Consider the following 14,949-nt stretch of genomic DNA (forward strand, 5'->3'; position numbering starts at 1 on the left):
CCAATTACTCGCTTAACATAATCGGTTTTAACTGATACTTGCGGATCAACGCCATTAGCATCAAATACAACGACACTTCCATGATGGATTTTGGCAGTTTTCAAACAAAATACTCGTTCATTATTTTGTAAGTTTGGTTGCATGGATGGTCCATCAACCCGAACAATTTGGAAGAAAAACTGCTTAATTACTAATGCGATTATTAACCCGATTAGAATGGGAATAATCCAACTCATTGCTTCACGAAATGCTTTCATTATAATTCCTCAATTTCTTTATCTAACTGTTATTAATCATACAACTAGTAATAAAACCTGAAAAGTTATTTATAATAAATAATATATTATTTTCACATTTAATAACATCAAAAAGATATCAAGGGTCAAAAGGGAGCGAGACAGAAGGCACTTGTGACTTCGTTTTCGAGCCCCCGCAAGCAACAATAGGCCTCTAACGTTCGGTTTTGCCGGACGTTAGAGGCCATTGTTGTACTGCGTATTTGCTTTTTATGAAAGTAACTTAACTTATGTCACAGTCCCTTTTAATTTTTATTTCTTTTCGACAAAGTACTTTTCGAAGTTCTTTTGATAGTTATGATTAATCCGTTGTTCCATTAACCACCGCATGAAATTCATGTCTTTGTCATAATGGAAAGTTGTTCCATAGCGGCCTTCTTTAATAAGCTTCTCAGCCTGCTTTTTAATTTCATTATTTTTAGCATACTGAAGGAAGGTCTTTTTTGAAACCCCCAGCCATAACTTATAGTTGCTTTCATCCTTGTTTCCATAAATCGTCTCTTGATCTTTTAAGCTATCAAAAACGTAATCTTCAACTGGGAAAGTAGCAAGTTGATAGCCATTTAATGAAACGAAGAAACTACTACGACCTTGACGAGGATTGAGGTCAAATACTTTGAATTGGCCATCACGACGGTCATATTTCAAATCAAAGTTAACAAATCCAGTAAATTCAATACTTTCAAGGAAATTCTTGATGTTGTCATAGATTTGTTGATCATATGCTGGCATAATCGCAACGTAATTACCAACATTTGCTGGATTGCAATCTTCAAGTAGGGGGTGACCGAGACACATCATCTTTACCTTATGATCTTTATCGACATAACAATTGATGGTCCGCATATTACTATCATCACCAGGAATAAATTCTTGTAAAACGAGGTCGCCATTGTATGGACTATGCTCATAGATAATCTCAAGAACTTCCGCTAATCTTTCTGGTGTCTTAATAATATAAGCCTTTTCATACCCTTCAAAGTTTCCCTTATGCCATTGCACCGCATCAGCAGCCTTCAAAGCAATTGGAAATTCAAATGGTGATTTATAGTTCTTGTAATCAAGGTCTGGTTTTAAAATATCAGTTTTAGGGTAAGGCAAACCATACTTTTCGCAGACATTGTAGAACTTCTCTTTATTCGTTAATGTTGCTACTTCATCATAATCAGCATACGGGCAGAACATGTGCTGCGAAAGTTCTTTACGATTTTTCGCAACTAATTCAGTATAGTCATCTCCACAACTAATTAAAACGGTCTTCTTGCCTTGCTTAGCAAACTCATCTGCCGCTTCAATTAATACCTTCGTAAACACTTCTGGTGATTGTAATTGTTCATTATAGTGCAACTCGACAATTTTTGAATAACGGGTTGGTGCCAATGGTTGGCGCGCATATAATTGCGACTTAATCCCATATTTTTCATACATCGATCGTGCCATTCCGTAAGCGTTGAAATCACTACCTAGAATCAATGGAACAAAAGGTTGTTCACTCATTAGATCCCCACTCCTCTTTATCTTTCTAATTCATTAATATAATCACGTGCAATCTTCACATCCGTTGGGTAAGGGACATCTTCACCATTAATCTTCTGGTAAGGATCTTCACCCTTCCCTGCAAGGACTACAATATCATCATTTCCACTACCGTCAATTGCCTTTTTGATCGCCGTTTCGCGGTCCATTTCAAATTGAATATGTTTAACCTTATCATGATCAATATAAGAATCTATTTCCCGGGCAATAGTCATCGGATCTTCAAACCCTGGATCATCAGTCGTTAAAATTACCTCATCTGGTTGTTCTTCAGTTAAAGCTTTTCCAAACCCTGGACGGCGCGAAATGCCTTTATCACCGGTTGCTCCTAAGACAACTGTTACTTTACCAGCATTAGTTTGTCGTTTTAAGAATGCCAAGAGTCGCTTCAAGCTAGCGTAATTATGGGCATAATCAACATAAATTGTTCCATGAGTATTACTGTTAATCATTTCCATTCGACCACGAATGTGAACATGATTCAACGTTTCTACGGCATCGTTAGCACTCGCCCCAGCTAATCCACTGGCAATGATTGCAGCGACCGCATTTCCTTCATTATAATCTCCAGGGACACTCGTTTTATAACGACCATCTAAGTTCAACTGCTTTGCTTTTTCAGTTAAGGCGGTCAACTCGAATTCACTTTCATGAAGATCTTCTAAATCATTTCGATATTCAAAATCTATTTGGGCATTATCAGGTAATTCGATGTTTGCTCCCCGCCGTGCAAATAAGAAAATGTCTTCTGGTTGTGTAGTTGCCTTAGCAGTGTAATAAACATCGGTAAACTTTTCAGTTTCTGCGTTGATTAAGCATTTAGCAGAATTTACTAATAATTGTTCCTTGCAGTGAAGATAATCAGCAAAAGTTGGGTGCTCATTTCGTCCGATATGGTCTGGCGAAATGTTTAAGAAAATTCCAACATCATACTTCAAACCATAAATCCGGTTTTTCTTGTATGCTTGCGATGATACTTCCATTACTAAGTGCGTCATCCCATTATTAACAGCAACACGCATATCATGGAAAAGGTCTAAGGATTCGGGAGTAGTCAAATCAGATTTAAACTTATCTTCCGGCTTATTGCCTAAAATCCGATCAAGCGTTGAAAAAAGGGCAATATGATTAGCAGTACTTTGGGCTAGAATATGGTCAGCAAAATAAGCCGTTGTTGTTTTGCCTTTTGTTCCTGTAATCGCAATAATGAATAAATCATTTTGTGGATAGCCATAAAATGCTGCCCCCAGTAAAGACATTGCTTTTTGTTCGTCGTTTACGATAATAGCTGGCAATCCTTCGCCCTCTGGATATTCTTTTTCAGCCACATACGCAACCGCACCTTTTTCTTTAGCGGATCCTAGGTATTTAGGCAAAAAATTTCCTTTACAAAAGAATAAAGTTCCTGATTTTACCTTCCGTGAATCATAGGACACGCTAGTTGCGGTAAAATCAGTCAAATTACTAACATGATCCAATAAATGGTGCTCGCGCAATAATGCTAAAGCAGGTGTAATATGCAATTCCATCTTGCAAATGACTCTCCTTCAATCTAATCTGCCCTATATTATTTCATTTTTTATCATAAAAATAAATAAGGGTTATCAATTAACAAAAAAGGAGACTTAGAAGAGTCCTACCCTTCGCCAGCCTCCTTTAATATTTTTCTATGCTTCTGTTGTAGCCATTTTTTGTGCGCGGTCAATTCCCGATTCATCAGGTTTGAAGTTATCAATGAAATATAACTTATACCACGTTAAGAAGGTGTAGATTGTCCAAATCTTACGACGACCATCCACCTTGCCTTCGAAGTTATCATCGGCAAGTTTTAGAAGCTTTTCTTGATCAAAGAACTCTTTTACGAAGTCTTGTTCAAATAATTCACGTACTTCTTGGTAGTACTTCTTTTCTCGAAGCCATGCACGGACCGGAGTTGGAAAGCCCATCTTAGGCCGCGTAGCCCATTCTTCCGGTAAATGCCGATTAGCAGCCATCCGGAATGCCCACTTTGTATCCTTATAGTTAAAGAGATACTTAGTTGGTGTTGTTTCAGCCACTTTCATTACCTCTTTATCAAGAAGTGGTACCCGGATTTCAACAGAGTTAGCCATACTCATCTTATCCGCTTTTAAGCAAATATCACCAGGCATGAAACGGTGCAAGTCAATATATTGCTTCTTTGCGACTTCATCGATATCTTTATCTTCCATCTTATCAAAAAGTGGATTAAGAATGTCGGCAATACTTGGTCCGCAATCAAATTCTGGTTGCAAGTAGTCAGCGGCTTCTTCAGGACTAAAAATGTATGCTTGGCCAATAAAAGTATCCCGTGCTGGCGCTAAGTTGCGGTACATATGCTCTTGGCCGTGGAAGTGTTTTCCATCTAACCACTTAGCAAACTTATACCGGCGTTCACGAGGCATCTTCTTTAGTTGGTCAGTTACCCACCGGATAAACTTAACTTTCGTATTAAAACCATAATCAATGTATCCCGCGAATAATTCATCGGCACCTTCACCAGAAAGAAGGGCCTTGTAGCCGTTATCCTTTGCCAACTTGTTCAAGAAGTATAAAGGAACAACAGATGGGTTAGAATCTGGTTCGTCTAAGTAGTATTGAATCATTGGGAATGCATGGAAAGCTTCTTCATTAGTCAACTTTTCATCAGTATTCTTCAAGCCCATCTTAGCTGCTAATTCACGTGCTTGTTTGGTCTCATCATAAGTACTATCAAATCCGATTGAAAACGTATTATCTGGACGCATCAGGGCCGTTACTAAACTTGAATCAACCCCTGCAGAAAGGAATGAACCAACCTTAATTCCTTTATCTGCAAAGGTATGTGCCTTAACAGAATTCTTAACAACATCGTCAATCTTGTTAACAGCTTCATCAAACGTCTCGTCTTCTGGCTCAAAGTTTTCGTCCCAGTATTGGGTCATTTCAAACTGACCGTCTTTATAAGTGAAGTAATGCCCTTCTGGAAGACGGTAAACACCCTTAAAGAAAGTTTCTTGAGTAACTGGGTATTGGAATGTCATATATGGTTTAAGCGCTTCTTTATTAAGTTCCTTCTTAAAGTTAGGGTGATCAAGAAATGCCTTAATTTCAGATCCCACAAAGAAAGTACCGTTCATCTTAGCGTAATATAATGGTTTGATTCCAAAATGATCACGGGCACCGAACATTTCTTTAGTCTTAAAATCCCAGATAACAAAGCCGAACATTCCGCGTAACTTGTTAACAACATCCTTGCCCCATTCTTCATATCCGTGCAAGATTACTTCAGTATCGGCATGTGTCTTAAATGTGTGACCCTTACTGATTAATTCTTCACGTAATTCTTCAAAATTGTAAATTTCACCGTTGAATTCAATGGCTTTTGAGCTATCTTCATTAAAGATTGGTTGATTACCAGACTTAACATCAATAAAACTCAAGCGCCGGAAGCCAAGTGCTACATCATCATCCACATATTGACCTTCCGCATCAGGTCCCCGGTGAATAATCCGGTCCTTCATTTTTTTGATTAATTGGTCTTTAATTTGTGGTTTTTCATTATCAACAAATGCAACAATCCCACACATTATAAATTTCCTCTTCTTTCTCTTAAATTCACGGATCACAAAATAGTTATTTAAAATTCGTTATTAAAACTCGAACCTAAATTATACCATATAATGCCAAACTTAAGTATATTATCCCTTTGCTTTAAGAAAACCATAATAAAATCTGGAGAGCGGAGCCATTACTCTGTTTCTCCAGATTTTATTTCCCGGGAAATTTTATTTACGATCCTTCTTGGAAAACTTCCCTTGACGGACGTAAACACTCAAGATTGCAATATCAGCGGGGTTAACTCCACTAATTCGTGAAGCTTGGGCTAAAGTTTCTGGACGAATCTTTTCAAGTTTTTGACGTCCTTCAGTTGCTAGACCGTCAATATCCCCATAATCGATATCATCTGGAATCCGTTTAGCTTCCATCCGTTTCATCCGTTCAACCTTAACTTCTTCTTTCTTAATGTAACCAGCATATTTCAATTGAATTTCAACCTGCTCAATCACATGACGATCAAGTTCCTGTTCTGGTGCCGGAATGAATTCGGCCAACGTTTGATAATCGAAGTATGGTCGCTTCAAGAGGTCAGCTGCCGCAATTCCGTCTTTTAAGCGATTATCGCCGTGCGCTTCAATAAATTCGTTAACCTTATCATCGCTTGGCTTGAGCTTAATTTCTTCTAATCGTTTGATTTCAGCTGCGACTTGGCGCTTCTTCTCTTCCATTTTAGCAAGCCGCTCATCACTAACTAAGCCAACATTATGACCCATTTCCATTAACCGGAAATCAGCATTATCATGACGTAAAATTAGCCGATATTCTGCCCGACTTGTAAGTAAACGATAAGGTTCTTTCGTTCCTTTTGTTACTAGGTCGTCGATCATCACACCAATATATGCATCCGAACGCTTAAGGACAAATGGTTCCTTGCCTTGTGCCCGTAATCCTGCATTAATCCCTGCAATTAATCCTTGCCCCGCTGCTTCTTCATAACCTGAAGAACCGTTTGTTTGGCCTGCAGTATAGAGATTCTTAATGATCTTGGTTTCCAAGGTTGGGTGAAGTTGGTACGGCGCAACTACATCGTATTCAATTGCATATCCAGGACGCATCATTTCTGCATTTTCTAACCCCTTGATTGAGTGCACAATCTTTTGTTGGATTTCTTCTGGCATTGATGTCGAAATTCCGTCAAGGTAATATTCATCCGTATCCCGGCCTTCTGGTTCAAGGAAAACTTGGTGCCGTGGCTTATCAGCAAAACGAACAATCTTATCTTCAATTGAAGGACAGTAGCGTGGGCCAACACCCTTGATAACACCAGAGAACATTGGGGCCCGGCTAAGGTTTTCCCGAATAATGGCATGCGTCCCTTCATTTGTATAAGTTAACCAACAAGATAATTGTTCGCTAATTGGAATATAGGCACTATCAGGACTATCAAAACTAAAGTGATGTGGTTCCTCATCCCCTGGTTGTTCTTCAGTTACACTATAATCGATTGTCTTTCCGTTAACTCGTGGTGGCGTTCCTGTCTTAAAACGTTCAAGATCAAAGCCAAGTTCTTCAAGGTTTTCCGAAAGTTTTACCGCTGACTTAGAGTTATTTGGACCAGATTCATACTGTAATTCACCGATAATGATCTTTCCACGCGCCGCAGTTCCAACAGTTAATACAACCGTCTTAGCGTGGTAACGAGCTCCTGTATTAGTAATCACACCTTTGCAGACACCATCTTCAACGATTAATTGGTCAACAGTTGCTTGACGGAGAGTAAGGTTAGGTTCTTCCTCAATCGTCTGCTTCATTGCACGGTGATAAGCATGTTTATCTGCTTGGGCTCGTAATGCACGGACAGCGGGACCTTTACCGGTATTTAACATCCGCATTTGGACATAGGTCTTATCAATGTTATGGCCCATTTCACCACCAAGAGCATCAATTTCGCGGACCACGATTCCTTTTGCCGGACCACCAACAGAGGGGTTACATGGCATAAAAGCAACCATTTCAAGATTAATTGTTACCAATAAGGTCTTATTTCCCATCCGGGCTGCGGCAAGGGCGGCCTCGCTTCCGGCATGACCCGCCCCGACAACAATTACATCGTATGATCCCGCTTCGTATTGAACGGCATCAGATGTTTGCAATGCTTCTGAACTCTTCATTCTTCTATTCCCTACTTTCCTAAACAGAATTGACTAAATAACTGGTCAAGCAACTCATCTTGGTAACTATCCCCAGTAATCTCACCTAATAATTCCCAACACCGGGTCATATCAATTTGAACCAGGTCTACCGGCATTCCATCATTAATTCCTTTTAAGACATCGCTTAAAGCATCATTAGCTTGGTGAAGTAAGCCAATGTGCCGAGCATTTGTAACCATTACATTATTCTGGTTGCTTTCAATTCCCTCGTTGAAGAACATGTGACCAATCTGTTCACCAAGTTGGTCCATTCCTTCATGGTTAACGATTGAAGTTTCAATAACGGCACTCTTGCCAGCTAGTGATTTCAATTCCTCTAAATCAATCTTGCGTGGAAGATCCGTCTTATTTAAGATAATGATCCTTTGCTTATCCTTGGTTGCTTCAAGTAGTTGGCGATCCTCGTCAGTTAATTCATTTGAACTATCAATCAAGAGAAGTACTAAGTCAGCGGCGCCCAAAGCTTTGCGACTCCGCTCCACCCCGATCTTTTCAACTTGGTCATTTGTATCGCGGATTCCTGCTGTATCAATTAACTTCAATGGCACCCCGTTGACATTGACGTATTCTTCAATTACGTCCCTGGTTGTCCCAGCAACGTTTGTAACGATCGCCTTGTCTTCGTGAAGCAAGGAATTCAATAAGCTTGATTTACCAACATTTGGCTGCCCGATGATAGCCGTTGCTAAACCATCTCGCAAAACCTTTCCTTGCTTAGCTGTTTTAAGAAGGCCTTGAATTCGTTGTTGAATGTCCTCTGCTTTTTCTTTTAAGAGTTTCGTCGTCATTTCTTCAACAGCATCATATTCTGGATAGTCAATATTAACCTCTACCTGTGCTAATACATCCAAAATATCTTGCCGCAAATTACGAATTAACCGTGACAAATCACCATCAAGTTGGTTCAATGCAACCTTCATCGATTTATCTGTCTTTGCACGAATTAGATCCATTACTGCTTCTGATTGGGATAAATCGAGACGACCATTTAAGAAGGCCCGTTTAGTAAATTCACCTGGTTCTGCCATCCGGGCACCAAAGCTCAGTACCAATTGCAGAATACGGTTAGTTGCTAACAATCCCCCGTGACAGTTGATTTCAATCACGTCTTCACGCGTATAAGTGTGAGGCGCGCGCATTACTGAAACCATCACTTCATCAACTTCCTGATCTGTATCAGGGTCGACAATATGACCATAGTTAATGGTATGAGTTGCTACTTTGGCGAGATTTTTTCCTTTGTAGATCCGTTGAGCAACTTTCACCGCATCATCCCCACTAATTCGGATAATGGAAATTCCACCTTCACCAACCGGCGTCGAAATTGCTGCAATCGTATCATTCTCGCTATTTGCCATCGCTACTTTACTCCTTTCTAACAAAAAAAGTGCCAGTCCATGCATAGTAATAAAAATATCACTAACATGGTCAAAGCACTTTCACTACTTTAACGAATATTAAATTTATAACCGCTCATATTCTAAGATCATTACCAGAAATTGTCAACAAATAAGTTAGTCCTTGGGTGCAATCACGATACTCCGGTAAGGTTCCCGACCGTGGGAGTATGTTTTTACGTGGTGATTATTCTCAAGTTCATGGTGAATTTGTTTCCGTTCGCGGGCGGGCATCGGGTCCATAAAAACTGCTTCCCCACTTGCAACTACTTCCATCGCTGCCTTTTGCGCCAGGTTGTGAACTGCTTCTTGACGTCGTTCACGATAATTGGAAGTATCAAGTTCAACGTTTACTTTTGCTGCTCCATGGTAATCCATGAATATATTACTAAGCTGTTCCATCGCGTTGATCCGTCGACCGTGCTTACCGATCACTCGTCCATTTTCCTCAGTTTGAAGATCAATTTTGAGGTCATGAGCTTCTAAATTAATAATCCGTGGTTCAACAGCAATACCTAATTCCTTAAATACTGTCGTTAGATATTTAACTAGTTCTTTACTAGTTGCTTGAACCTTTTTCAGATTGGCCTGTTGCCGCCGCTTGATTTCAGCAGGGTCGAGCTCATCTTCAGCGGAATTTAAGCTTGTAGGCTTTTGTTCTGGCTCTTTTGCCGGTTGCTCATCTTTTTCTTCCAGTGAGGGCATCGCAATTTCTTTATCTTTTATTACTGCATCCACTTGCGCTTGGCGTCGTCCAATTCCTAGAAAACCGTGCCGCGGCTGTTGAAGAACCGTAAATTCAATCGTTTGATTAACGGTTGGCTTCAATTGTGTACGGGCCTTTTCTTTTGCTTCTTCAATTGTTGTTCCAGTAAAAACTGCCATTTTTATCCCCCGTGAATTTAATTAATTTCCACTCTTTAAATTTATTACTAAATAAAAAGGCTCGCAACAACTTTACTTGTCACGGCCTTAATAACTTATTTCCGCCGACTTTGGTAAGCGCGACGTTTTGCTTTTTCAATCTTGCGACGTTTTGCTTTTTCAGCCCGTTGCTTTTCTTCACGTTCACGACGAATCTTAAATGGATTCTGGATGATAAGCGTTTGGACAACTTGGAAGGCATTTGTTACTACCCAGTATAAGGTAATAGCTGAAGAGAATCCCAATGCCATGAAGAATACCATAATCGGCATAAACCACGTCATTGTAGTTGTCATTGAGTTTTTTTCGGGCATTGAAGCCATGGATAACCATGAACTAATAAATGTAAATAATGCCGCTAGAATAGGCATAATGTAGTATGGGTCCGGGTGACCTAACTGAAGCCACAAGAAAGTTCCATTCCGTAAGGCTGAGGTCCGCCAGATTGCTTGATAAAGAGCCCACATAACTGGCAACTGAACCAGTAATGGAAGCATCGAAGCCCATGGATTAACTCCAGCTTCTTTATAGAGCTTCTGGGTTTCCATTTGCATCTTTTGCATTGACTCGCGATCACGTGATGAGTACTTTTTCTGAATTGCCTTTAGTTGAGGAGCAAGTTCTTGCGTCTTCATCATGGTCTTTGTTTGGTAGAACATCAATGGCAGTAAGATGATCCGGATGATGATCGTAAAGATAATGATCCCCATTCCATATCCGCCAAAGTGCTTTGATAACCAAATGATAAATTGTGAACAGTTATAGATAATGTAGTGGTCCCAGATACCAGTACTATGACTAGTAATTGGCTTATTGGAGCAAGCAGCTAAAAATAGGGTTAAGCTCATGATTGCTCCCAAGCTTAGGAATTTTTTTGTTTTCTTATTCAAATCCTAATCCTCACTTTTTTCATCTAACAAATGTGCTCGCTTTAAAACGTGCACTAGGTTTTTCTTTGTTTCTGCCATTGATAAACCATCTGCCGCTGACCGAGCAATAACCAAGAAATCAACATCAGACCGTAATTGCGGTTTCACCTCTAATAATGTTTGACGAATACGCCGCTTAACCCAATTACGATGCACAGCATTTCCAATCTTTTTTCCAACAGAAATACCGACACGAAAATGTTTTTGTCCTGGCTTTTCCATTTGATATACGACAAATTTGTGGTTGGCCACGGAATTATGGGTTTCAAAAACCCGTTGAAACTCACTTTCCTTTTTTACGCGATATGATTTTCTCATTTGTATAATCCCCAGCCTTAATTTAAGTAGATATAAAAATAGGGCCGGGCATACGACAACTTTAACGATTCAAATTGCTCGTCAAGCTGACTGCCCTGCCTCACACAATAAAAAAAGCCACTATAAAAGTGGCCGTGGTTATGCAGATAATACTTTTCTGCCCTTTTGACGCCGACGTGCTAATACCTTACGGCCGTTACTGGTGCTCATGCGCTTACGGAAGCCATGGACACGTGCACGGTGACGCTTCTTTGGTTGAAACGTGCGCTTCATACAATTGCACCTCCTATTAAATTCGAGTGGTTTGGTTTCTAGAGTCTAAAAGACGATCTCTTCAAACATACTTTGGTAGTATAACACACTTACCGAAATTAATAAACGGCGAATTTTTATTTAAATTTTTTTGATTATTAACAAAATTAGCAAAATAATCCACAGCGTTGTGTAAATTCATAATTTGTGGACAAGTTATCAACAACGTTTTTCAGAGATTATCCCCAGATTAACACCTGTTGATAAAGTTATCCACAAGTAGTCTTTTAGGTGTTGATAACTCTCTAGTTTACTGCTATATCAATAGCATATATCAACACAATTCTGTGGATAAGTGATAATGGAATCTCCTTTTCCCCATTTTTCACAGGAATATTATTAATTTACACACAGTGTTGTGTAAACTTTTTTATTATTATCCACTTGGTTGTGGAAAACTTTCCCATGTAATGATAAAATACCGTTTGTAATTTAATACTTTAGGAGGAAATTATTTTGACTGAGCTCGATTCTCTGTGGGAAGCGATCCAAAATTCATTTCGTCAGGATACCACTCCGGTTACCTTTGACACTTTGATTGCTCCGGCAAAAGCAATTTCTCTCTCTCAAAATCAACTGGAAATCGAGGTGCCCACTCCGGTGCACCGCGATTTTTGGCGCAAAAATTTAAATACACAGCTTAAAGAATTCGCTCAACATGAATTGGGACGTAATATTGAGCCGCATTATATTTTAGAGGGAGAATTTACCTATACAAATAAAAAAACAGAAGATGATCCAACTCCTTCTTTTGAGATGGATACTCCTCTTAATCCTCATTACAACTTTGGAACATTCGTTGTTGGAGAAGGAAACAAAATGGCACACGCTGCAGCATTTGCCGTTGCCGAAAGCCCCGGCAGCCTTTACAACCCACTCTTTATTTATGGGGGAGTTGGTTTAGGAAAGACCCACTTAATGGAAGCGATCGGTAACCATATGCTTCAAGTTAATCCAAATTCGCGTGTCAAATATGTGACGAGTGAGGATTTTACCAACGATTATATCAATGCTATTCGTAATAATACGACTGAACAACTAAGAGAAGAATATCGTAACCTCGATCTCCTATTAATTGATGATATTCAATTTTTAGCTAATAAAGAGGGGACTCAACTAGAATTTTTCAATACTTTTAATGCCCTTCATGATCGCAAAAAACAAATCGTTATGACATCTGATCGAATTCCAAATGAGATTCCTGAACTGCAAGACCGGCTTGTATCACGTTTCAGGTGGGGACTTACTGTCGAAATTACTCCTCCTGACTTAGAGACGCGAATTGCCATCTTACGGAGCAAAGTTGAAGAAGATCATATTGATATTGGAAACGACACCCTTAACTATATTGCCGGTCAAATTGATACAAACATTCGTGAACTGGAAGGAGCCTTAACAAAGGTTCAAGCATTTGCTAATTTAAGCGGTGAGCGAATCACGCCAAGCTTAGCATCTCAAGCATTAAAGGGACTTCACCGCGTAGCCAAAAACGAAATATCAATCGCTACGATTCAAAAACAAGTTGCTGATTTTTATAATATAACTCAAGGAGATATCCTCGGTAAAAAACGAGTTAAACAAATCGTCATGCCTCGTCAAATCGCCATGTACCTTTCTCGAGAACTCACCGATTTCTCGTTGCCAAAAATCGGCAACGAATTCGGCGGCAAAGACCACACCACCGTTTTACATGCTATCGATAAAATCGAGGCAGAACTAAAAAAGGATACTGACTTACAAAACGATATTACAAAGTTAAAAGCTAAGCTACGATCATAACTTGTGGATAAGTGCAATAATTATCCTCAAACTTATCCACAAGTTATCAACAGGTGGATAAGTCGCAATAAAAGGTGTTTGAATAGTTTTCCACAGTATTAACAGGCCCTACTACTACGACTATATTTTAAACTATTAAATATATTTATATACTTACACAAAAGGACTGAAACATATGAATTTTACAATTAACCGATCTGCATTCATTAGTCAATTAAATAATGTCTTACGTGCTATTTCATCCAAAACCACGATTCCAATTCTTACTGGATTAAAGATGGTAGTAAACGAAGACAACATTGTGTTAACTGGTAGTAATTCTGACATCACGATCGAAAGTGTTATTAATGCTAATGATGCTGATAACGATTTAACAATTGAAGAAACTGGCGCTATTGTATTACCAGCCCGCTTCTTCAGTGACATTGTTAAAAAGCTGCCCGATAAGAAAGTAACTATTGAAGTTACAAGTGGATTTCAAGCAGATATTACTTCCGGTTCAGCTAAGTTCCAAATTAATGGACAAGATGCTGAAAACTTTCCACATTTACCAGAAATTGAAACTAACAAATCAGTAACTCTTCCTAACGACATTCTTAAAGAAGTAATTCGTCAAACAGTCATTGCGGTATCTAAGCAAGAAAGTCGCCCAATCCTTGCCGGGGTGCACATAACTTTAAAAGATGGCGTCCTAACAGCTGTTGCAACGGATAGTCATCGACTTGCACAACGGAAAGTGGTCCTCGAAAATATTGATAACGGCATAGATTTTGATGTGATCATTCCCGGAAAGAGCATGGAAGAGCTTTCTGGAATGATTAGCGATGTCCATGAAGATGTACAAATGCAGGTAACTGAAAATCAAGTATTGTTTATCTTTGGTAATACTCATTTCTATTCTCGATTATTAGAAGGAAACTACCCTGAAACTAGTCAATTAATTCCACAAACTGCTGATACAACAGTTGAACTAGAAGCTGGGTCATTTTTATCATCAATTGAGCGTGCTTCACTTTTATCTCATGAAAGCCGTAACGATGTGGTTAAATTAAGTCTAAAGCCATCAGAAAATCTTGTCCGAATTAGCGGTGATTCTCCAGATATCGGTACGGTTGAAGAAGAGGTAGTAACGTCTGCTCTTGATGGTAATGATCTTGAAATCTCATTTAATCCTAACTACATGAAAGATGCTTTACGTTCTTTTGGTCAGGCAACGATCAAGATTTCATTTACTTCACCATTGCGACCATTTACCTTGGTGCCAACAGAAGATCAAGAAAATTTTGTCCACTTAATTACGCCAGTACGGACATTTTAGAGGTGGATTATAGAATGAAGTTAGCCACCCAGTTGGTGGTAAATAAAAAACGCCATTCGGCGTGACATCAGGTATCATATTAAGTGAACCAAACCTATATGAAAGGATGTCCGTCAAATGACGCACTTAAATGATACCATGTCTACTAGTTTATTGACTACTCATAAAAAGAATGCTCATCTTACTAAAGAAGAACGTGTGATGATTGCGACTTTAAAGTCGCAAGGACTTTCCAATCGCGGACATTTTAGAAAGGATCTTAATAGGTTTTATAAAAAGAGGCTACAGAACGTTTTGTTTTGTAACCTCTTTTCTATTAATGTCTTTAGACCTGGTTGAGTGCGCGAGCAGAGCGAGTGCACGAAACAA

At 39.2% G+C, this 14,949-nt stretch carries 12 protein-coding genes and 1 pseudogene; 3 read left to right on the top strand and 10 right to left on the bottom strand.

Annotated elements, in window-relative coordinates:
- The 10 genes from lepB to rpmH form a co-directional block, all read right to left on the bottom strand.
- The coding region (gene lepB / locus AACL61_RS08390; protein ID WP_339111237.1) for a signal peptidase I at window positions 1-257 on the bottom strand (257 nt) is incomplete at its 3' end.
- A gap of 291 nt (window positions 258-548) precedes the next feature.
- Window positions 549-1,793, bottom strand: coding sequence for a carboxylate--amine ligase (locus tag AACL61_RS08395; protein WP_019251865.1), 1,245 nt, complete (start codon window positions 1,791-1,793; stop codon window positions 549-551).
- Between the two features lie 17 nt (window positions 1,794-1,810).
- Window positions 1,811-3,361 (bottom strand): UDP-N-acetylmuramoyl-L-alanyl-D-glutamate--2,6-diaminopimelate ligase, encoded by a 1,551-nt coding sequence (locus tag AACL61_RS08400; RefSeq protein ID WP_339111238.1) that lies wholly within the window; start codon window positions 3,359-3,361, stop codon window positions 1,811-1,813.
- Window positions 3,362-3,499: 138 nt separating this feature from the next.
- Entirely contained in the window at window positions 3,500-5,419 is a 1,920-nt protein-coding gene (gene asnB, locus AACL61_RS08405; RefSeq protein WP_339111239.1) for an asparagine synthase (glutamine-hydrolyzing), read from the bottom strand.
- Window positions 5,420-5,617: 198 nt separating this feature from the next.
- Window positions 5,618-7,561: a tRNA uridine-5-carboxymethylaminomethyl(34) synthesis enzyme MnmG gene (gene mnmG / locus AACL61_RS08410; RefSeq protein ID WP_339111240.1), complete on the bottom strand. Its 1,944-nt coding sequence runs from the start codon at window positions 7,559-7,561 to the stop codon at window positions 5,618-5,620.
- 11 nt (window positions 7,562-7,572) lie between these two features.
- On the bottom strand, window positions 7,573-8,961 hold the full coding sequence (gene mnmE / locus AACL61_RS08415) for a tRNA uridine-5-carboxymethylaminomethyl(34) synthesis GTPase MnmE (RefSeq protein WP_216578029.1): 1,389 nt from the start codon (window positions 8,959-8,961) through the stop codon (window positions 7,573-7,575).
- Between the two features lie 156 nt (window positions 8,962-9,117).
- Entirely contained in the window at window positions 9,118-9,885 is a 768-nt protein-coding gene (gene jag / locus AACL61_RS08420) for an RNA-binding cell elongation regulator Jag/EloR (RefSeq protein ID WP_339111241.1), read from the bottom strand.
- 95 nt (window positions 9,886-9,980) lie between these two features.
- Entirely contained in the window at window positions 9,981-10,814 is an 834-nt protein-coding gene (gene yidC, locus AACL61_RS08425) for a membrane protein insertase YidC (protein WP_004562481.1), read from the bottom strand.
- Window positions 10,815-10,817: 3 nt separating this feature from the next.
- On the bottom strand, window positions 10,818-11,171 hold the full coding sequence (rnpA, locus tag AACL61_RS08430; protein ID WP_003665224.1) for a ribonuclease P protein component: 354 nt from the start codon (window positions 11,169-11,171) through the stop codon (window positions 10,818-10,820).
- A 138-nt stretch (window positions 11,172-11,309) separates the two neighbouring features.
- Complete coding sequence (rpmH, locus tag AACL61_RS08435; RefSeq protein ID WP_003665227.1) at window positions 11,310-11,444, bottom strand: 50S ribosomal protein L34; 135 nt, start codon at window positions 11,442-11,444, stop codon at window positions 11,310-11,312.
- Window positions 11,445-11,939: 495 nt separating this feature from the next.
- Between rpmH and dnaA the strand changes: the two genes are divergently transcribed.
- The 3 genes and pseudogenes from dnaA to AACL61_RS08450 all read left to right on the top strand — a co-directional run.
- Entirely contained in the window at window positions 11,940-13,262 is a 1,323-nt protein-coding gene (dnaA, locus tag AACL61_RS08440) for a chromosomal replication initiator protein DnaA (protein WP_163622423.1), read from the top strand.
- A gap of 175 nt (window positions 13,263-13,437) precedes the next feature.
- Window positions 13,438-14,580 carry a DNA polymerase III subunit beta gene (gene dnaN, locus AACL61_RS08445; RefSeq protein WP_339111242.1) on the top strand — a complete coding sequence of 381 codons (1,143 nt, stop codon included), beginning with the start codon at window positions 13,438-13,440 and terminating at the stop codon, window positions 14,578-14,580.
- A 117-nt stretch (window positions 14,581-14,697) separates the two neighbouring features.
- A pseudogene (locus tag AACL61_RS08450) lies at window positions 14,698-14,820 on the top strand (IS30 family transposase); the annotation flags it as partial.
- Between the last annotated feature and the right edge of the window lie 129 nt (window positions 14,821-14,949).

It is taken from the genome of Limosilactobacillus reuteri subsp. porcinus, assembly GCF_036621895.1.
In the GTDB taxonomy this organism is placed as follows: Bacteria; Bacillota; Bacilli; order Lactobacillales; family Lactobacillaceae; genus Limosilactobacillus; species Limosilactobacillus reuteri_J.